Below are 19144 nucleotides of genomic sequence, written 5' to 3' on the forward strand. Positions count from 1 at the left end.
CGTCCACCTTGTCAAAGCATCATCGTCGTCGCAGGACGCTCATGAGGGAAGATTGTCGCATTCGCATGGGCCACGCTTCATGATATGCAGCTTTCGAAATTTGATCGAAGGACATTCTGACATGCAGGACAAAACGCATCTGGTCGACGAGATCACCGGCCATCGCCGCATGCGGCGCAATCGCAAGGCGGATTGGACGCGCCGTCTGGTGCAGGAAAGCCGCCTGACCGTCGACGATCTCATCTGGCCGGTCTTCGTCGTGCCTGGCAGCAATATTATCGAGCCTATCCCGGCTATGCCCGGCGTCAATCGTATGAGCGTCGACAAACTGGTCGAAGCAGCGAAAGAGGCCGCCGATCTCGGCATTCCCGCCATCGCCACCTTCCCGAATATCGAGATGGAGCTACGCGACGAGACCGGCTCGAACGCGCTCGAGGCAAACAATCTCATCAATCAGGCGACGATTGCGGTCAAAAAAGCCGTTCCCAATATCGGCATGATCACCGATGTCGCACTCGACCCTTTCACCAGCCATGGGCATGACGGTATTTTGCGGGGCGACGAGATCGTCAACGACGAGACTGTGGATCAGATCGTCAGGGCGGCCATCCTTCAGGCGGAGGCAGGCTCGGACATTATCTCCCCATCCGAGATGATGGATGGTCGCATCGGCGCCATTCGCCGTGGTCTCGACGCCGCCGGGCACCAGAATGTCGGAATCATGGCCTATGCCACGAAATTCTCGTCGGGCTATTACGGCCCCTATCGCGAGGCAATCTCGACGGCGGGCCTGCTGAAAGGCGACAAGAACAGCTATTACATCAGCCCCGCCAATGGCATGGAGGCTATCCGCGACGCAGCACTCGACGTGGAGGAAGGCGCCGATATGCTGATGGTCAAGCCTGGCCTGCCCTATCTCGATATCTGCTGGCGGCTGAAGGAGAATTTCGGCCTGCCGACATTCGCCTATCAGGTGTCCGGCGAATATACCCAGATCAAGGCGGCCGCCATGAATGGCTGGATCGACGGCGAGCGGGTGATGATGGAAACACTTCTCTGTTTCAAGCGTGCGGGCTGCGATGGCGTACTCACCTATTTCGCCATTGAGGCCGCACGCAAACTGGCAAAGGGCTAAAGCCCACGCTTATTGTATTCGGTCGTTTTCTTCCCATATTGTCTGCTGACACGGCACTCATGCCGCGCTGTCATGCCCTCTCAGGAGAAAACGACCGATGAGCCTCGACCAGAACCCCACCTATGCCGCACCGGATGACTGGCGCGCCTATAGCGGCGTCCTGAGCCGACGGGTCTTCGCGTTTCTGATCGATTACGCGATCGTGCTCCTCTTGTGTATCCCGGCTGCCGTGATTGTTTTCTTCCTCGGCATTATCACGCTGGGTCTCGGCTTCTTCCTTTATCCGGCGCTGTTCGTCATCGTTGCGGTGCTCTATTTCGGCATGACGCTCGGTGGCCCGTCGCAGGCCACTCCGGGGATGCGGGCAATGGGGATCGCGATGGCGCGCATGGACGGACGGCGAATCGATTTCCTGCTCTCGACCGTTCACATCGTGCTTTTCTGGGTCATCAACTCGGTTTTGACGCCGCTGATCCTGCTTGCAGGCCTGTTTACCGAGCGCTCGCGCCTCGTTCACGACTTCCTGCTTGGCACCGTTATCGTCAGAACGCGCTAATATGGCGGAAAGCCACGTAAACGCGGCTTTCAACCCTTACAATACCTCATCCCGCAGTTGACGTTTTCCGTCATTTTGCCATTCTGTGGCATTATGCATGTCGCTTGAAGCGCCGCCGCCAGCCCCGTGAAATCGCGGCGCGCTTTCATAACAGACGCAGGAGGCGATCACGGTTCGATGAACACGCAGGCGACGCCCTCTCCCCAATTCTATCTTACGGCGCCGGCCACCTGCCCCTATCTGCCGAACCAGATGGAGCGGAAGGTCTTCACCCATCTGGTCGGCCCGCGCGCCGCGGAAATGAACGATCTGCTGACTCAGGGCGGTTTCAGGCGTTCGCAGAACATCGCCTATCGCCCGGCCTGCGAAACCTGTCGCGCGTGCGTGTCCGTGCGTATCCTCTCCGAGCAGTTCCAGCCGACGAAATCGATGCGACGCGTTCTTGCCGCCAATAAGGATGTCGTCGCCACGGTTCATGCCGCCGAGCCCTCCACCGAACAATTCGCCCTGTTTCGCCGCTACCTCGACCACCGCCACCAGTCCGGCGGCATGTCCGACATGTCGGCGCTGGACTATGCGATCATGGTCGAAGACACGCATGTGAATACCCGCATCATCGAATACCGCGTGAGAGAACCCGGTTCCGGCATCGATTCCAGCAAGCGCGGCGAACTGCTGGCCGTGGCGCTGAGCGACGTGATGAGCGACGGCCTGTCTATGGTCTATTCCTTCTTCAACCCCGATCTCGAAAAACGCTCGCTCGGCACTTTCATGATCATCGACCACATCACCCGCACCCGCGCGCTCGGCCTGCCGCATGTCTATCTCGGCTATTGGGTCGATGGTTCGGAAAAGATGGGGTACAAGACCCGCTATCATCCGCAGGAGCATCTGACGCCGCGCGGGTGGGAGGTTTACCATCCCGAAGGAGAATAATGGGTTCGCCAAGTCCTGAAGCACATGTTCGGCTTGGACAGCGAAACAAAGGCGGGAAAGACGCCCCCAGACAATCTCCAAGGACGTCTTTCAGATATTACCCACCAAATTTCCCGCTACGCGGAAAGCCCTTCGGCACAGTGCGGCCAACGGTGGCGCGGTCGGCCAGCCATTCGCGCAGCTCTTCACCGACCTTGTTGAAGAGACGCCCGGCCGTGTCGGACCAGCTGAGGCCCTCGGCAAGCGCGAAACATTTCACGTCGACAACGCCGCCATCCTTGTAGCGCTGGAGGCGCACGCCCTTGCCACGCGACATTTCCGGCACCTGCGCCAGCGGGAAGGCGAGCAGCTTGCGGTTTTCGCCGACGACGGCGACGTGGTCGCCGGTGACCGGTACGGCGAGTTTGGCTTCGTCAGGCATGGAGACATTCATGATCTGCTTGCCCTTGCGGGTGTTGGCGATCATCTCGCTTTCCGCCACGATGAAACCGTTGCCGGCGGTGGAGACGAGCAGCAGCTTGCGCGCGGGATCGTGGACGAAGGCGGTCAGGATATCCTGATCGTTCTCCATGTCGACCATGATGCGGATCGGCTCGCCATGGCCGCGTCCGCCCGGCAGCTTGTCCGCACCCAGCGTATAGGCCTTGCCGCCTGTCGTCAGCAGCAAGAGCTTGTCGGTCGTCTGCGCCGGGAAGGCGAGCTTCGGGCCATCGCCCTCCTTGAAGGTGAGCGACGAGGTATCGGACATGTGCCCCTTCAGCGCCCGGATCCAGCCCTTCTGCGAGATGACAATGGTGACCGGCTCTTTCTCGATCATCGCCTGCTGAATGGCCTCGATATCGGCATCCGGCGCATCCGCGAACTGCGTGCGGCGGCGGCCGATCTCGGTCGCCTTGGCGTATTTCTTTTTGACCTCGCCGATTTCCCAGGCGACCGTCTGCCACTGCTTGTCGTCGGAGGCGATCAGCGCTTCGATTTCGGCCTTCTCATTGCTGAGGTCGTCGAACTCCTTGCGGATTTCGAATTCCTCGAGCTTGCGCAGATTGCGCAGTCGCATGTTGAGGATGGATTCGGCCTGCAGGTCCGTCAGCGACCATTTCGCCATCATCACCTGTTTCGGCTCATCCTCCTCGCGGATGATGCGGATGACTTCATCGATATTGAGATAGGCGACAAGCAGGCCGCCCAGAATTTCCAGCCTGCGGTCGATGGCCGCCAGACGGTGGCGGGAACGGCGGACAAGAACGTCCTTGCGGTGCGCCAGCCACTCGCTCAGCACCTCGTTCAGCGCCATCACCTTCGGCACCTTGCCGAGCGATAGCACATTCATGTTGAGCGGCAGTCGGCTTTCGAGGTCAGACAGGCGGAACAGCGATTCCATCAAGAGCGTCGCATCGACCGTTCGGCTCTTCGGCACCAGCACGATTCGCACGTCTTCGGCGGATTCGTCGCGAATATCCTCAAGAAGCGGCAGCTTGCGGGCAATCAGCAGCTCGGCGATCTTCTCGATCAGGCGCGATTTCTGCACCTGGAAGGGTATTTCGGTGATGACGATCTGGTAACCGCCGCGGCCGAGATCTTCCGTCTCCCATTTGGCGCGCACGCGGAAACCGCCACGACCGGTCTTATAGGCATCGAGAATATTCTCGCGGCTTTCGACAATCACGCCGCCCGTCGGAAGATCGGGGCCGGGAATGAATTCCACCAGCTTCTCCACCGACGCTTCGGGATGCTTGATAAGATAGAGCGCCGCATCGCATAATTCATGAGCATTGTGCGGCGGGATTGACGTGGCCATACCGACGGCGATGCCGGATGCTCCGTTCGCCAGCAGATTCGGGAACGCGCCCGGCAGAACAACCGGCTCTGAATTTGACTCGTCATAGGTGTCGCGGAAATCGACCGCGTCCTCGCCGATACCCTCGAGCAGAAGCTCGGCCACCGCCGTCATCTTACTTTCGGTGTAACGCATGGCGGCGGGGCTATCGCCATCGATATTGCCGAAATTGCCCTGGCCGTCCACCAACGGATAACGGAGCGAGAAATCCTGCGCCAGACGCGCCAGCGCATCGTAGATCGCCTGATCGCCATGGGGGTGGTAGTTACCCATCACCTCGCCGACAATCTTCGCGCATTTGCGGAAGGCGGAATTGGGCCGCAGACCCATTTCGCTCATGGCGTAGACAATACGCCGGTGAACCGGCTTCAGGCCGTCGCGTACATCCGGCAGCGCACGATGCATGATCGTGGACAAGGCGTAAGCGAGGTAGCGCTCTTCAAGCGCCGCCTTCAAATCGACCGGATGGATGTTATCGTCTCCGCCGGACGGAGGTACAAGATTTTTTCCCATGGTGCTTGACTAGCGGAAATGCCGATTCCCGGCAAGAAATTCAGGGGTCGCACCTGTGGATGAACGCAACCCTTTCATGCGATTTTTTGTTAACCGCGTTGCAAATGCCGCAATGCCGCCGTCATGGGAATCGATCTAAATCCTATAGACCTTTGAATAATCGCGAATATAAGTATCAGCATTCGAATTCGAACACGGTGCACAGCCGTACGTTGAGGGAAGAAACATCATGAGACTGAAATCCACCCGGCAGGTTCTTTTCGCGAGCGCCGCGCTTCTTACGCTTTCGGCGCCCGCTTTCGCGCTGGATGGCGGGGATGTTCTGAAGAAGATCAATGCGGCCTATGCCGCACAGGGCGGCGAGATCGCTGCCGGCTCCGTCGCCGTTAACGGCTCGACGGTGACCCTGAACAGCGTGACCTTCAACCCGGTCGCTGATCCGGCCAAGAAAATCCCGGTTGGCAATATCACGCTCGAAGGCGTCGAGGAAAACAACGGCGGCTACAAAATCAAGAACGCCCGTTTTGACGATATCGACTACCAGCAGGACAAGGTTGAGATCAAGGCGAGCGACATCTACATCTCCGGTCTCGTCATTCCCGCAGACTCCACCACCGGCACCATCGATGCGCTGATGTTTTATGACGAAGCGCATAGCGGCCCGATCTCCGTTTCTTTCGACGGCAAACAGGCTTTCTCGCTTGAGGAAACCAGCGCGACGATGTCGGTCAGCGATGACAAGAATTCCATCGGCTTCGACCTTGACGCTTCCGGTTTCAAGGCCGATCTCAGCGAAGTCACTGATCCCGCGACCAAGGACGCGATCGAAAAGCTGAAGCTGCAGGCGCTCTCCGGCGACATGACCATGAGCGGCAGCTGGGAAGTGGCCTCCGGTACCATCGATGTTGAAGAATACGCCATCGACCTCGATGATGTCGGCCGTCTCAACATGTCGTTCGGTTTTTCCGGCTACACGCTCGCCTTCATCAAGTCGATGCAGGAGACGGTGAAGGCGCAGGCCGCCAATCCGAACAAGGAGCAGGCGGATCAGGCAGCAAGCCTCGCCATGCTCGGCCTGATGCAGCAGTTGTCCTTCATCAACGCGGAGATCAGCTTCGAAGACGCCAGCATCACCAAGCGCGCCATCGACTATGCCGCAAGCCAGCAGGGCATGACGGGCGATCAGCTTGCCCAGACCATCAAGGGCATGGCCCCCATCATGATGGCTTCGCTCAACGTGCCGGAGTTGCAGAACATGGTGTCGGCGGCCGTCAACACCTATATCGATAATCCGAAAAACTTCTCGATTACGGCGGAGCCGGAAAAGCCGGTTCCCTTCCCGATGATCATGGGCGCTGCAATGGGCGCGCCGAACACCCTGCCGAAAATGCTCGGCGTGACGGTGACGGCAAACGAATAGGACGACAAAGCCCCGGTTTAAGACCGGGGCTTTTCATTTGCACTTAATGCATTGGGGCTGTGGCGCCTTCCTGCTTGTCATGCAGGGCGAAACGGTCGATCATATGGGCGCTCGCCTCATTGACGCCGATCACCTCCACCCGCTTGCCAGCCTTACGGAATTTCAGCACCACCTTGTCCAGCGCGCCGACCGCGGAAATATCCCACAGATGCGCTTGGCTGACATCGATCGTCACCGCCTCAGCCTCCTCGGCAAAATCGAAGGCGGCGATGAAACTTTCTGTCGAAGCGAAGAAAATCTGGCCATCCACGCGATAAATCCGCTCCCGGCCATCGGCCGAAAGCGCCGGCCGGACATGGAAAAGCTTTGAGACCTTGCCAGCGAAAAATACGCCCGAAAGAAGGACGCCGGCCAGCACACCCTTTGCGAGATCGTGGGTCGCGAGCACGGTGCCGACCGTCACCAGCATGACGATGCTGGAGGATGGCGGATTGCGGCGCAGATCAAGAATGGAGCGCCACGAGAATGTGCCGATGGAAACCATGATCATCACCGCCACCAGCGCGGCCATGGGAATGATGCGCACGAGATCATCCAGCACCAGGATGAGGAACAGCAGGAACGCGCCCGCGACGAAAGTGGACAAGCGGCCCCTGCCGCCGGAACTGACATTGATGACGGACTGGCCGATCATGGCGCAGCCGCCCATGCCGCCGATGAGGGCGGAGGCAATGTTGCTCGTCCCCTGCCCGATGCATTCCCGGCTCTTGTTGCTGCCCGTATCCGTCATGTCGTCGACGATCTGCGCCGTCAGCAGCGATTCCAGAAGACCGACAGCGGCGAGCGCGACGGAATAGGGAAAGATGATCTGCAGCGTCTCGAAGGTCAGCGGCACCTGCGGCAGGGCCAATATCGGCAGCGTCGAGGGCAACTCGCCGAGATCGCCGACCGTGCGGATATCCATGCCGGAGAAAACCGCAACGCAGGTCAGGGCGACGATGGCGACCAGCGGTGACGGGATGATCTTCGTGACCAGCGGAAAGAGATAGATGATCGCTAGACCGGCTGCGATCATAACATAGGTCTCAACTGGCACGCCGATCAGTTCGGGCAATTGCGCCATGAAGATGAGGATCGCCAGTGCGTTGACGAAACCGGTCATCACCGAGCGCGATACGAAACGCATGACCCGGCCGAGTTTCGCAAATCCCGCCGCGATTTGCAGTACACCCATGAGGATAGTGGCCGCGAAGAGATATTGCAGCCCGTGTTCCTTGACAAGCGTGACCATCAGGACGGCGGTGGCGGCGGTTGCCGCCGAGATCATCCCCGGCCTGCCGCCGGTGAAGGCGGAAACGCAGGCGATGGCGAAGGAGGCGAACAATCCCACCTTCGGATCGACACCAGCGATGACGGAAAAGCCTATGGCTTCGGGAATGAGCGCCAGTGCCACGACGATGCCGGAAAGGAGATCGCCGCGAATATTGGAAAACCACTCACGTCTGTAAGTCTGAAATCTGTTCATTTAATTTTTTTCGCAAAGAATGACGCACCGGCCGGAGCCATGTCCGGTAGATCGAAAAAATGTCGGTGCTTTGCGTTGTCTGGCGGATCGGCGGCCAGAAGAGCCACCCGGAATTTCACCGGGTCCGTGGTGAATGACCCATCTATAAACGGCAAAAAAGCGGGCCGCAAGTTGTGCGCCCGCTTTTAAGATCAAGCTATCCCACCTTAGGTGGCGTTGGTCCGTGTGTTGTTTGCGACGTCGATCGAAACAGCCGCTCCAGACCAGTCCACTCTGCGTGTTGCAAACATGGTCGCCGCGATGGCGATGAACGATATAACCGCGCCGGCAAGCAACGCATACTCGTCCTCATTCAAGACCAGATACATTACGCCATAGGCCACCGCCAGAACGCTGAAAAGCGAAAGACCGTTGCTGCGGCTGCGGGTGGCACTGCCAAGATAAAAGGCAATCAACGCCGCTGTGGAGAAGGAGGCCGCCGCATAGGCAACGGTGAAACCCGTATGTTCGGCGAGCGCGAGAAGCAGCACGTAGAAGACGATGAGTGCCAGACCCGTCAGCACATATTGTATCCAGTGCACCACGCTGCCGCCCTTGAGTTCCACAATGAAGACGGCGAGGAAGACAAGCGAGATGAAGCCGATGGAATATTTTAAAGTTCGGGCGATGACCTGATAGAACTTCACCGGCTCAACGAGATTGATCGTCATCAGGCTGTTGGAGAGCGGTAACCTCGGCCCCTCCACCACACGGTCTATGCCCCTTGCGAGATAGGGAATCGTCCAGCTGGCGTTGAAATCCGAAGCCGTGACCGTTTTGATTTCCGGCAGGAACAGGCCTTCGAAACCCGGATGCGGCCAATCGGCTTTTGCCGTAAAGCCCGTCGTCTGCCCGGCGGGTGCGACGGCGAAACTGCCCGACCCATTCAGCGAGAATGCGATATCGAAATCAAAGCCGCTCTCGATCAGGTTTCTGTCGATCGGCCTGTGCACGCCCGCATCTGATCTTATGGAGCTGTTTTCACCGGCGCGGCTTGAGATCACAGAAATATCGCGCATACCGGGATCGAACGGCAAAACTGCGCCGCCGTTTATCCGAACCCCGGCGCTCGACCTTATACCAGTAATATCCTCTATGCTGAGGACGAGAATGGCGTTGTCGAGGCGCGGTGTGCCGGCAAAACGGGCGAGATCTGTCAGGATTCCCTGCCCGAAGCGGCCCTTGAGCACGAGATCACCGTTATAGACGGGCAAGCTGTAGATCGAGAGCTTCTTTTCCTCGGTTTTGAGGTCCGCTGTCACCTGCAACGTTTCCGGCATGACCAGCGCCCACTCCGTCACGCGATCCACGATGGTTCGGCCATCAACCTCGCGGCGGCGCTCCACGTCGAAGGGCACAGCAAGATAAGGGCCGTTCACAACCTGATCGCCGCCCCACCCGTTCGCGATCCGTCCGGAAACCTCTCTTGCACGGGAGGCTCGCTCTTCCGTCAACCCCCAAACAAGCATGAGCGGGACCAGCAGAACCAACGAGATGAAACCTATCATCAGAAACTTTGCGCCCGGTGAACGCAGGCTGGCGACAAAATTGCCGCGTGGCATGGCTGAGGGAAGCGGTCCGACCGCCGGGGGCGGCTCTTTGTTCGTCTCGTGTACCATTCTAAAATCCTCATAAATATGATCGCGCCAGAACCGGATAAATTTCGGCTGGCGCCGTCCCAGTTTTAAAATCAGGCGGCTTGCATCCCCGAATCGGATACAGTTCCATACTGGGGTTGGATTTCGGCCGTTTATTCGCGGAATTCGGTAAATCTCGCGGAAAAATTGTGACAATGCCGGGATTGGTGTGCCAGCAATAGACCACACCCCGAGTGGTAGCTGGCTTTGGGGCGAAAGTGATGAGCGCAAGCGGAGCTAGAGCTTCAGCCGCTCGCGAAAGAAAACGAGCGCTACGGCCACACCGGTCGCCACGCCCACAATAACATCGACAAAACGGACAAGCCCGGCAACCTGCGGCCCCATCAGGAGCACCAGCATCGCTGAAGCGCCAGCCTGTATCGGCACGACCGGCGGCAGGCCGAACATGGAGGCGAGGATCATGGCGATGAAGGTCGCCGAGGCCAGCCGGATTTCAGCGAAATCATGTGGGACAAGGAGTGCGACCTCCCCGACGAGAATGCCGATGGTGACACCAACCATCAGGCCAAGGCCCTGACGGACATGGCTTGGAATTCCCGGAGCAAGGCAGATAAGCGCGCTGATCGCGGCAAAGACGGGTTGCGGATGGCCAAGCCACCGATGCGCCACCCAGAACGCAAAAGCGGCCGCAAGTGCGGCCGCCAATGCACGGGTGAAGGCTGCGCGAACCCGGTCGAGCAGCGTCTTCAACACGATCAGTCTTTCTTGGACGGAACGACGCGCAGCGCCAGTTCGCGAAGCTGCGTCGGCGTTGCCGGCGACGGCGCGTTCATCAGGAGATCCTGCGCCTGCTGGTTCATTGGGAACAGCGTGATTTCGCGCAGGTTCTTCGCGCCGACCAGCAGCATGACGACACGGTCGATGCCGAATGCGCAACCGCCATGCGGAGGCGCGCCGTACTGGAAGGCGCGGTAAAGACCGCCGAAGCGCTCTTCCACGTCGGCCTGGCTGAGGCCAACCTTTTCGAAGGCCTTGACCATCAACTCGGGCGACTGGTTACGGATCGAACCAGAGGCGATTTCGAAGCCGTTGCAGACCGCGTCATACTGGTAAGCCTTGATGGACAGCGGGTCCTGCCCTTCCAGCGCTTCCATTCCACCCTGTGGCATGGAGAAGGGGTTGTGGGCGAAATCGATCTTCTTTTCTTCCTCGTTATATTCGAAGAAGGGGAAGTCGACGATCCAGCACATTTCGAAACGGTCGCGGTCGATCAGGTTCAGTTCGTCGGCGGCGCGGGTGCGCGCTTCACCGGCAAACTTGTAGAACTTGGCGGGATCACCGGCGACGAAGAAGCAGGCATCGCCTGCCTCAAGGCCGAGCTGCTGGCGCAGCGCCTCGGTGCGTTCCTCGCCGATGTTCTTTGCGAGCGGGCCGGAGCCGCCAACCTTGCCGTCTTCTTCCTTCCAGAAGATGTAACCGAGGCCGGGCTGGCCCTGAGACTGCGCCCAGGCGTTCATGCGGTCGCAGAAAGCGCGTGAACCGCCGGTCTTGGCCGGGATGGCCCAGACCTGAACCTTGGGGTTGGAGGCGATCATGTTGGCGAAGACCTTGAAGCCCGAACCATCGAAGTGCTCGGTCACGGCCTCCATGACGATGGGGTTGCGCAGGTCCGGCTTGTCGGAACCGTATTTGCGGATTGCCTCGTCATAGGGAATACGCGGCCACTCTTTGGTGACAGGCTTGCCTTCGGCAAACTTTTCGAAGACGGCCGTCATCATCGGCTCCATCGTGGTCCAGACATCTTCCTGGGTCACGAAGCTCATTTCGACGTCAAGCTGGTAGAATTCGCCCGGCAGGCGGTCGGCGCGCGGATCTTCATCGCGGAAGCACGGCGCGATCTGGAAGTAGCGGTCGAAACCGGCCACCATCAGAAGCTGTTTGTACTGCTGCGGGGCCTGCGGCAGCGCGAAGAACTTGCCCTCATGAATACGCGAAGGCACGAGGAAGTCGCGCGCGCCTTCCGGCGAGGAGGCCGTGAGGATCGGCGTCGTATATTCGGCAAAGCCGGCATCGGCCATGCCGGTGCGCATGGCGGAGATGATCTGCGTGCGTTTGACGATGTTTTTGTGCAGCGTCTCGCGGCGAAGATCGAGGAAGCGGTATTTCAGGCGAACGTCTTCGGGGTAGTCGGGCTCGCCGAAGACCGGCAGCGGCAGTTCCTTGGCGACGCCGAGAACCTCGATCTCCTGGGCGTAAAGCTCGATCTCGCCGGTCGCCATGCCCTTGTTGACGGTGTCTTCCGAACGCGCCTTGACGAGGCCGTCGATGCGGATGACCCACTCGCCGCGCACGGTTTCCGCAACCTTGAAGGCCGGGCTGTCGGGATCGGCAACCACCTGGGTAATGCCGTAATGGTCGCGAAGGTCGATGAAGAGAACGCCGCCATGATCTCGCACGCGATGAACCCAACCGGAAAGGCGAACGGTTTCGCCGACGTCGGACTTGCGGAGAGCGGCACAGGTGTGGCTGCGGTAACGATGCATTTTTTTATCCTGGAACGTGTCGTGAGCCCGTTGGAGGCCAGATGGGCGGCACTGTCGAAATTTGCCGGAAAAGCGCATGGCCAGCCTGATTTGTCAAGGCAAAGCACAACAATGTCGCCTTCAGCCTGTCCTTTCCCCTGCCTTCGCTTTAGATAGGACTAATCCAGCCCGCCAAACCGAGTCGGCCCGCAATGAGCCAGATCAGACCTCTTATCCCGCTTCTCGTCACCGCCGGTATCCTGATCGGCGGCAACGGCCTGCAGGGAACCTATATAGCGTTGCGCGGTCTCTCCGAAGGTTTTTCCGCCAGCACCATCGGCCTCATCAGCGCCGCCTATAGCATTGGATTCGCGCTCGGCTGCATTTCGGTGACGCGGCTTCTGCGCAAGATCGGCCATATTCGCACCTTCGCCACCATGGCGGCCGTCGCATCCGCCGCAGCGATCGCCATGCCGCTCCTCATCCATCCCGTGTTCTGGATGCTGATGCGTTTCGTCATCGGCATTGCGGTTGCCTGTCTTTTCGCGGCCATCGAAAGCTGGATCAACGCGCAGGTCACCAACTCCAATCGGGCGCGCACGCTCTCCATCTATCGTTTCGTCGATCTCGGCTCCGTGACGCTGGCGCAATATGTCATTGCCGTGATGGGTGTCGAAGGTCCGGTGGTGTTTTCGTTAATTGCGATAGCGCTGGTGCTGTCGCTTGTGCCGATCTCGCTTGCCGACAAGTCCAACCCTGCCCCGCCGAAACAGATTCCCTTCGACCTTTTCGCCGTTTGGCGCATTTCCCCGCTTGCGGTCGTCGGTTGCGTGGCGGTCGGCCTCAGCATGGCGGCATTCCGCAATATCGGGCCGATCTATGCCGAGCAGATCGGCTTTTCCGTTACCGCCATCGCCACCTTCATGAGTGCGGGCATTATCGGCGGGGTCGTGCTGCAATATCCGCTCGGCGTTTATTCCGACCGTTACGACCGGCGCATCATCATTCTCGCCACCACCGCCGGCTCCGTCATTGTCGGCCTGTTTCTCGCTTTCTTTGCCGGCACCGATGAATGGAGTAATATCATCGGCGTCTTCATTTTCGGGGCTTTTGCCCTGCCGCTTTATTCATTGAGTTCCGCCCACGGCAACGACCACGCCAAGGAAGGCGAACATGCGATGATGTCGGCTGGACTGCTGTTCTTCTGGTCTGTCGGAGCGACAGTCGGGCCGCTTCTCGCCTCCGTCCTGATCGATCATTTCGGCCCGAAGGCGCTGTTCAGCTATACGGCCGCAATACAAATTGTTTTCATCGCTTACACGATTTACCGGCTGCAGGTGCGCGAAGGCGTACCACTTGAGGAGAGAAACTGGCGGTTCAGTTCGCTGTTGCGCACTTCGGCCTATTTCCAGAAGCTCGCCGCCCCCAACCCACCCAAAAAGGATGGGCCAGAGCCCGATCCGCCCGAGAAAAACGATGCATGAGCCTTGAAAAGCGGGCTTTGTATTGACATGCGCCCGGCAAAGGGAAAGTAAGACGGATAATTTTCACGAGTGGCCATTTGCAATGATTGAAACGACTGCCGCCCTCGCCGAAGCCTGCACGGAACTGGCGAAATCGGAATTCATCACCATCGACACCGAATTTTTGCGGGAAACAACCTTCTGGCCGGAGCTGTGCCTCGTGCAGATGGCAAGCCCGACGCTCGAGGTGCTGGTCGATCCGCTGGCCAAGGGCATCGATCTGACCCCGATGTTCGAACTGATGGCCAATCCAAATGTCGTGAAGGTTTTCCACGCCGCACGGCAGGATATCGAGATCATCTACCATCTCGGCGGCCTCATTCCGCATCCGATCTTCGATACGCAGGTCGCCGCCATGGTCTGCGGTTTCGGTGATTCGATTTCCTACGACCAGCTGGTCCAGAAGATCAAGAATGTGCAGATCGACAAATCTTCGCGCTTTACCGACTGGAGCCGTCGTCCGCTGACCGAAAAGCAGCTGGATTATGCGCTGGCCGACGTGACCCATCTGCGCGATGTCTATCTGGCGCTGAAGGCACAGCTGGAACGCGAAGGCCGCTCGCTGTGGCTGACCGAAGAGATGGATATTCTGGAATCGCGCGACACCTATGACATGCACCCCGACGATGCGTGGCTGCGGTTGAAATCGCGTCTGCGAAAGCCGACGGAACTTGCGATCCTCAAATTCATCGCCGCTTGGCGCGAGCGTGAGGCGCGGTCGCGCAACGTGCCGCGGTCGCGTGTGCTGAAGGACGATGGAATCTTCGAAATTGCCCAGCAGCAGCCGAAGGACGCCGAGGCGCTGTCGCGGCTTCGCACCATTCCCAAGGGCTGGGAACGCTCCGCCTCCGGCACCGCCATCATCGAAACGGTGAATGCGGCGCTGGCACTGCCGAAAGAAGAGATGCCGAAGGCGCCGCGTCACAGCCACGCACCGGAAGGCTCCGGCGCCGCGGTGGAACTTTTGAAAGTTCTGCTGAAGCTGACGGCGGACAAGCACGGCGTCGCCGCCAAGGTCATCGCCAATAGCGACGATCTGGACAAGATCGCCGCCGAGGGCGAGAAGGCGACCGTGGCGGCGCTGACCGGCTGGCGGCGGGAACTCTTCGGCGATGTGGCGCTGAAACTCATCAATGGCGAAGTCGCGCTGCGCTTTGCCGGCAAGAAGGTCGAGGCGGTGGAGGTTGCGGCAAGCGAGCCGTAACGGCCCGCCGCTCTCCACCCCGATGGCGACATCGTCGACCGCTATAATCGCGACCCGAAAGGCATGGGCTACGGCTTGAGCGGCTGAAGGAGAACATTTCCTTCACCATTGACGGCCCCACCTGCGCTGCCATCACCTTCGCCCGCACGGGAGAAACGCTGTTCGACCGGGCCTGGATCGACGGCAACCGGCTGCGTTTCGCCGCCTTCCCCGTCAAATGGTCGAAACGCTCGCCGGATGACTGGCCGCAATCCCCGCTTGAAACCGCCTATCATAGAACATCCTATCAGGCGTATAAGAGCGGCAACGCCGATTTTGCGGCAACGGCGCAACAGCCTTACCAATCCTTCATGCAACCTTACCGATTGCTCACTTTTTGCGGCGCTTTTTCCACATTAATGTCGCATATGACCTCAACAGAAGCTTCGCAAGAAGGGAGCGGCCTGCCCTTCTTTCCCAAGACCAAAGCCTTCCCTTCCCGAGACCCAAGAACCGACATGAGAAAATTGCTGCCCATTCTGGATTACGTGGTGCTCTTCGTTGCCGTGGCCGGCAGCGGTGTGGCCTACGCCTTTCTGGAATATGGCGGCGGTGCATTGATCGGCGCGACCTATGCGCTGTTTGCCTGTGCGCCGATTCTCGCCTTCGAGCGCGGTTACATCATGCCCGGCCTGTCGCGGCAGGTGAGCGCCCTGCCGACGCCGGCCTATATCGTCGTCGGCCTCGTCATTTATGCCATCCTCGTCTTTTGCGGCTTCGGGCTTGGCGGCACGATCCTGTGGTTGAGCGGGATATTTCCAGGTACCTGGAAACGCGCCGTCCATGCCGAACTGCAGACGCTGATCTTCACCCTCATTGTCTGCGGCATCATCGTCTTCATCATGCGGGTGCGAGAGCTTCTCGGCCGCGATATATTCATCGACCTTATCCTGGGGCGTTATCGCCGCCCGGTCAGCGAAGACCGCGTCTTCATCTTCATCGATCTCGTCGGCTCCACCTCCTTCGCCGAGACCCATGGCGACCTGAAGGCCCAGGAATTTCTCGGGGAAATCTTTGCAAGCTATGCCGCACCGGTCAGAAAACACGGCGGCGTCATCGACGACTATATCGGCGACGCCGCCATCATCACCTGGCCCTATCACATGGCGATAAGGCGGGCGGCATGCGTGCGCTGCGTCTTCGATATTCAGGCGACCATTGAAAATTCCCGCGACGTGTGGCTTTCCCGCTTCGGCGAGGTGCCGCGCCTGCGCTTCGCCATTCATGGCGGACCGGTCATTACAGCGGAAATCGGCGTCGACCATCACAAGATCACCTATTTCGGCGACACGGTGAACACGACCTCGCGGCTCGAATCGCTGAGCAAGATGCTCGGCCATCCGGTGCTGATTTCCGCTGACCTCGTCCATCAGCTGGTGCTTCCCAAGGGCGTGCGCAGCGAATATCTGGGCGAACATGCCGTCAAGGGCCGTGGCCAGACGCTGGGCGTTTGCACGCTCAGCCAATATCAGGCGCCCGTCGCATAAGGACCATCGACGGAAAAAAGCCGTGCGGCCCATCTGCCGATGATGGCCGTCATCAAAATTCATTAAAGCTTCAAACGGCAATCACCTGCCTGTCATGCGACACCCCTATCGCGTCAATCCTGTCTTCAACAGGTCTTGAGAGGGGTCTCCATCATGAAGCATATTCTTTTCGCACCTTTCGCGTTTTTCGCACTCGCCGCCGCGGCGCATGCGACGGAAAAGGAATTTCCGGCAAAGCTGGTCTCCCACGCCATCCTGCCGGCCAACACAATTATCGCAGCGCCCGCCGATGCGCCGCAGCACCTCAAGACCTCCGCCAAATTCACCACCGCCGACCGCAAGCGCGCGGAAGGTCTCGGCACTGTGCCCGGCAAGGACGGCGTGCGCCTGACCGGCCTTTCCATGCCGTTCAACGGCCAGCCGATGCAGGGTTTTTCCGGCATCAAGGCGATGCCGGACGGCAGCTTCTGGAGCCTTTCCGACAACGGTTTCGGTTCCAAGCTGAATTCCAGCGACGCCATGCTGATGCTTCACCACCTGAAGTTCGAGTGGGACGCCGGAAAGGTCAATGCGCTTGAAACCGTGTTCCTTTCCGATCCTGACATGAAGGCGCCCTTTCCCATCGTTCTGGAAGGCTCGAGCACGCGTTACCTGACGGGCGCGGATTTCGACGTCGAATCCATTCAGCCGGTTGCCGATGGTTTCTGGGTCGGCGAGGAATTCGGTCCCTACATCCTGAAATTCACCCGCGACGGTAAGCTGACCGACGTCATCTCTACCAAGGCCGGCGACATCGAGGTGAAGTCTCCCGACCATCCGGCTCTTGCCCTGCCCGGCAATCCCACGCAGAAAATGCCCGCCTTCAACCTGAAGCGTTCAGGCGGTTATGAGGGCATGGCGCTCTCCAAGGACGGCTCAAAGCTCTACGGCCTGCTGGAAGGCCCGCTTTACACAGCCGACGGCCAGGTGGAAAAAACCGAAGACGGCGCGACCGCGCTGCGGATCATTGAACTCGACACCGCCAAGAAGGAATGGACCGGCCGCAGTTGGCTTTATCCGCTGGCGGAAGGCGGCGAGGCAATCGGCGACTTCAACATGCTGGATGACGCGACCGCCCTCGTCATCGAGCGCGACAACGGCGCCGGCGCCGCCGACAAGGCCTGCGCCGACCCCAAGGCTCCAGCCGCGGACTGCTTCGCCCGCCCTGCCAAGCTGAAGCGCATCTACAAGATCGAATTCAACGACGCCAATATCGGCAAGGCCGCACGCAAGATCGGCTATATAGACCTGATGAAGATCTCCGACCCGGACAACAAGAAGCGTCAGGGCGGCGGCAACGGCTATTACGACATGCCTTTCGTCACCATCGAGAATGTCGACCGCGTTGATGCCACCCATATCATCGTCGGCAACGACAACAACCTGCCCTTCTCGGCCGGTCGATCCCTGGACAAGGCTGACGACAACGAATTCGTCCTGCTGGAGGTCAAGGACCTGCTGGACGCGAAGTAAGACCAAGACTGCTGTCACTTGCTTTGACGGCTGCGAATGATCCCGACGGAGCGCCTTGCAGACACAAATGTCTGCATGGTGCTCCGTTGCGATTTTCCCGAGCTAGAGCAACGCCGGTGAACACCGGCTCACCTCCATTGCTCTAACTCTTTGTTTTTATGCATTTTCAGACGTAAACCGAGCGCACTTCTGCTGAAAATGTTTTAACCGAAACATGCTTGTGGAAAAGAAGACGTTTCATGCAGGACAATGCAGAAAGACTTTATTACGCCCTGAAGAAAAGTTGGTCGGGCGAGACGAGCGGCCTCTGGTCGCGCGAAAACCCTGCCAAGGGGCAAGGCAGCGTCACCGCGCTGGTGGTGCAGGATATTTTTGGCGGCGAACTCGCCAAAACCGCCGTAAACGGCACCGAGCATTTTTACAATATCGTTGAAGGCGCCCGCTGGGATTTCACCTTCAGCCAGTTCGATATTCCGGTCGGCTATCAGGACAGGCTTGCCAGCCGGACCGAAGCCATGGCGACGATAACGCCGTTGCAATATGCCTATCTCAGCGCCTGCATCAGGAAGGCACTGGGGCACGGGTGAACCCCGGATTTACATATTTGAAGTAAAGAGGCAGTCGGGCAATGTTTCAGAGGTCTCTAACCGCAGACGGCCCGGACGCATCCATTATCGAGAATAAAAAATCCATCTTGAGGAACCTCGAGTTCAAGCATTTCCGGGATGGAGATATCGAGATATACACCCCGCAAAATTCTCCCGAAAAGACCGTGAGAGACGGCAATCGTCGGCTTGCGCACCGTTGCCAGCCATGCCCTTGCCCGATTGCAGACTTGATCGAGTTTCTCTCCATCCGGTGATTTGAAATACCAGTCGTAAGCAGTCGATCCGCAAAGCGCTCCCGGAAATTCATGTTCGATCTCAAATTTCGTCAAGCCGTCCCACGAACCCGCCGAAACCTCCATCAGCCGTTCGTCGTCATTTTTATGGAGCGGTAAGATCGACTGTAGAATAGCGACCGTCTGCTGCGTTCTGCCGAGCGGGCTGACACAGAATTCTAAGGATTGTTCGCTGCCGGCAATATCGCGTTTGAGCAACGTCGCGACGATATTCGCCTGCCTTACGCCATGGGAGGTCAGGGGTGAATCCTTGATCCCCTGATACCGACCGAGCGTATTCCACACGGTCTCACCGTGACGCACCAAATAGATCATGACGATCCGCTGCCGTTTCTTAGCGCTTTAATCATTCGTCGGGGCGACGAAAGCCACAATAAGCTTGCCGTACCGCTTTCTC

16 protein-coding genes and 1 other annotated feature are annotated in these 19144 nt (G+C 59.0%); of the genes, 9 read left to right on the forward strand and 7 right to left on the reverse strand.

Going from position 1 to position 19144, the window contains the following annotated elements; all coding sequences use genetic code 11:
- Nucleotides 1–121 precede the first annotated feature (121 nt).
- From hemB to AGR1_RS07760, 3 genes are all read left to right on the forward strand, one after another.
- Nucleotides 122–1135, forward strand: a complete 1014-nt coding sequence (gene hemB, locus AGR1_RS07750) for a porphobilinogen synthase (RefSeq protein ID WP_080793027.1) — start codon at nucleotides 122–124, stop codon at nucleotides 1133–1135.
- A 97-nt stretch (nucleotides 1136–1232) separates the two neighbouring features.
- Nucleotides 1233–1691, forward strand: a complete 459-nt coding sequence (locus AGR1_RS07755) for an RDD family protein (protein ID WP_077982519.1) — start codon at nucleotides 1233–1235, stop codon at nucleotides 1689–1691.
- 177 nt (nucleotides 1692–1868) lie between these two features.
- Nucleotides 1869–2627 (forward strand): arginyltransferase, encoded by a 759-nt coding sequence (locus tag AGR1_RS07760; RefSeq protein WP_149146619.1) that lies wholly within the window; start codon nucleotides 1869–1871, stop codon nucleotides 2625–2627.
- Between the two features lie 97 nt (nucleotides 2628–2724).
- On the opposite strand, the gene parC is transcribed toward AGR1_RS07760, so the two are convergent.
- Nucleotides 2725–4977 carry a DNA topoisomerase IV subunit A gene (gene parC / locus AGR1_RS07765; RefSeq protein ID WP_149146620.1) on the reverse strand — a complete coding sequence of 751 codons (2253 nt, stop codon included), beginning with the start codon at nucleotides 4975–4977 and terminating at the stop codon, nucleotides 2725–2727.
- A gap of 229 nt (nucleotides 4978–5206) precedes the next feature.
- Here parC and AGR1_RS07770 point away from each other — a divergent pair, with 229 nt between their 5' ends.
- Nucleotides 5207–6397 (forward strand): hypothetical protein, encoded by a 1191-nt coding sequence (locus AGR1_RS07770; protein WP_149146621.1) that lies wholly within the window; start codon nucleotides 5207–5209, stop codon nucleotides 6395–6397.
- Nucleotides 6398–6440: 43 nt separating this feature from the next.
- Here AGR1_RS07770 and AGR1_RS07775 read toward each other — a convergent pair whose 3' ends face one another.
- The 4 genes from AGR1_RS07775 to aspS form a co-directional block, all read right to left on the reverse strand.
- Nucleotides 6441–7922, reverse strand: coding sequence for a SulP family inorganic anion transporter (locus tag AGR1_RS07775; protein WP_080790955.1), 1482 nt, complete (start codon nucleotides 7920–7922; stop codon nucleotides 6441–6443).
- Nucleotides 7923–7995: 73 nt separating this feature from the next.
- Nucleotides 7996–8051 (reverse strand) — a sequence feature (sul1 is cis-regulatory element that is thought to sense ions involved in sulfur or methionine metabolism; They are found in Alphaproteobacteria).
- Between the two features lie 77 nt (nucleotides 8052–8128).
- Nucleotides 8129–9580 (reverse strand): cell envelope integrity protein CreD, encoded by a 1452-nt coding sequence (gene creD, locus AGR1_RS07780; RefSeq protein ID WP_187772076.1) that lies wholly within the window; start codon nucleotides 9578–9580, stop codon nucleotides 8129–8131.
- A gap of 255 nt (nucleotides 9581–9835) precedes the next feature.
- Entirely contained in the window at nucleotides 9836–10312 is a 477-nt protein-coding gene (locus AGR1_RS07785) for an FUSC family protein (protein WP_149146622.1), read from the reverse strand.
- A gap of 2 nt (nucleotides 10313–10314) precedes the next feature.
- On the reverse strand, nucleotides 10315–12102 hold the full coding sequence (gene aspS / locus AGR1_RS07790; protein ID WP_149146623.1) for an aspartate--tRNA ligase: 1788 nt from the start codon (nucleotides 12100–12102) through the stop codon (nucleotides 10315–10317).
- A gap of 191 nt (nucleotides 12103–12293) precedes the next feature.
- Between aspS and AGR1_RS07795 the strand changes: the two genes are divergently transcribed.
- A complete protein-coding gene (locus AGR1_RS07795; protein ID WP_149146624.1) occupies nucleotides 12294–13565 on the forward strand; it encodes an MFS transporter in 1272 nt (423 codons plus the stop codon).
- Between the two features lie 82 nt (nucleotides 13566–13647).
- On the forward strand, nucleotides 13648–14808 hold the full coding sequence (rnd, locus tag AGR1_RS07800) for a ribonuclease D (RefSeq protein WP_149146625.1): 1161 nt from the start codon (nucleotides 13648–13650) through the stop codon (nucleotides 14806–14808).
- Between the two features lie 68 nt (nucleotides 14809–14876).
- Here the strand turns inward: rnd and AGR1_RS29530 are convergent, their stop codons facing one another.
- Complete coding sequence (locus AGR1_RS29530) at nucleotides 14877–15083, reverse strand: hypothetical protein (RefSeq protein WP_187772077.1); 207 nt, start codon at nucleotides 15081–15083, stop codon at nucleotides 14877–14879.
- A gap of 222 nt (nucleotides 15084–15305) precedes the next feature.
- Between AGR1_RS29530 and AGR1_RS07810 the strand changes: the two genes are divergently transcribed.
- From AGR1_RS07810 to AGR1_RS07820, 3 genes are all read left to right on the forward strand, one after another.
- Complete coding sequence (locus AGR1_RS07810) at nucleotides 15306–16334, forward strand: adenylate/guanylate cyclase domain-containing protein (protein WP_149147299.1); 1029 nt, start codon at nucleotides 15306–15308, stop codon at nucleotides 16332–16334.
- A gap of 153 nt (nucleotides 16335–16487) precedes the next feature.
- Nucleotides 16488–17846, forward strand: coding sequence for an esterase-like activity of phytase family protein (locus AGR1_RS07815; RefSeq protein ID WP_149146626.1), 1359 nt, complete (start codon nucleotides 16488–16490; stop codon nucleotides 17844–17846).
- A gap of 239 nt (nucleotides 17847–18085) precedes the next feature.
- Nucleotides 18086–18433, forward strand: coding sequence for a hypothetical protein (locus tag AGR1_RS07820; RefSeq protein WP_149146627.1), 348 nt, complete (start codon nucleotides 18086–18088; stop codon nucleotides 18431–18433).
- Between the two features lie 56 nt (nucleotides 18434–18489).
- Here AGR1_RS07820 and AGR1_RS07825 read toward each other — a convergent pair whose 3' ends face one another.
- Nucleotides 18490–19062: a histidine phosphatase family protein gene (locus AGR1_RS07825; protein ID WP_149146628.1), complete on the reverse strand. Its 573-nt coding sequence runs from the start codon at nucleotides 19060–19062 to the stop codon at nucleotides 18490–18492.
- Nucleotides 19063–19144: the final 82 nt, after the last annotated feature.

The organism is Agrobacterium sp. B1(2019), from assembly GCF_008274755.1.
GTDB lineage: Bacteria > Pseudomonadota > Alphaproteobacteria > Rhizobiales > Rhizobiaceae > Agrobacterium > Agrobacterium salinitolerans.

What these genes read in the sequence shown, in the direction of transcription:
- hemB (WP_080793027.1), top strand. Translation starts at nt 122, where the DNA reads ATGCAGGACAAAACGCATCTGGTCGACGAGATCACCGGCCATCGCCGC.
- AGR1_RS07755 (WP_077982519.1), top strand. Translation starts at nt 1,233, where the DNA reads ATGAGCCTCGACCAGAACCCCACCTATGCCGCACCGGATGACTGGCGC.
- AGR1_RS07760 (WP_149146619.1), top strand. Translation starts at nt 1,869, where the DNA reads ATGAACACGCAGGCGACGCCCTCTCCCCAATTCTATCTTACGGCGCCG.
- parC (WP_149146620.1), bottom strand. Translation starts at nt 4,977, where the DNA reads ATGGGAAAAAATCTTGTACCTCCGTCCGGCGGAGACGATAACATCCAT.
- AGR1_RS07770 (WP_149146621.1), top strand. Translation starts at nt 5,207, where the DNA reads ATGAGACTGAAATCCACCCGGCAGGTTCTTTTCGCGAGCGCCGCGCTT.
- AGR1_RS07775 (WP_080790955.1), bottom strand. Translation starts at nt 7,922, where the DNA reads ATGAACAGATTTCAGACTTACAGACGTGAGTGGTTTTCCAATATTCGC.
- creD (WP_187772076.1), bottom strand. Translation starts at nt 9,580, where the DNA reads ATGGTACACGAGACGAACAAAGAGCCGCCCCCGGCGGTCGGACCGCTT.
- aspS (WP_149146623.1), bottom strand. Translation starts at nt 12,102, where the DNA reads ATGCATCGTTACCGCAGCCACACCTGTGCCGCTCTCCGCAAGTCCGAC.
- AGR1_RS07795 (WP_149146624.1), top strand. Translation starts at nt 12,294, where the DNA reads ATGAGCCAGATCAGACCTCTTATCCCGCTTCTCGTCACCGCCGGTATC.
- rnd (WP_149146625.1), top strand. Translation starts at nt 13,648, where the DNA reads ATGATTGAAACGACTGCCGCCCTCGCCGAAGCCTGCACGGAACTGGCG.
- AGR1_RS29530 (WP_187772077.1), bottom strand. Translation starts at nt 15,083, where the DNA reads ATGATAGGCGGTTTCAAGCGGGGATTGCGGCCAGTCATCCGGCGAGCG.
- AGR1_RS07810 (WP_149147299.1), top strand. Translation starts at nt 15,306, where the DNA reads ATGAGAAAATTGCTGCCCATTCTGGATTACGTGGTGCTCTTCGTTGCC.
- AGR1_RS07815 (WP_149146626.1), top strand. Translation starts at nt 16,488, where the DNA reads ATGAAGCATATTCTTTTCGCACCTTTCGCGTTTTTCGCACTCGCCGCC.
- AGR1_RS07820 (WP_149146627.1), top strand. Translation starts at nt 18,086, where the DNA reads ATGCAGGACAATGCAGAAAGACTTTATTACGCCCTGAAGAAAAGTTGG.
- AGR1_RS07825 (WP_149146628.1), bottom strand. Translation starts at nt 19,062, where the DNA reads ATGATCTATTTGGTGCGTCACGGTGAGACCGTGTGGAATACGCTCGGT.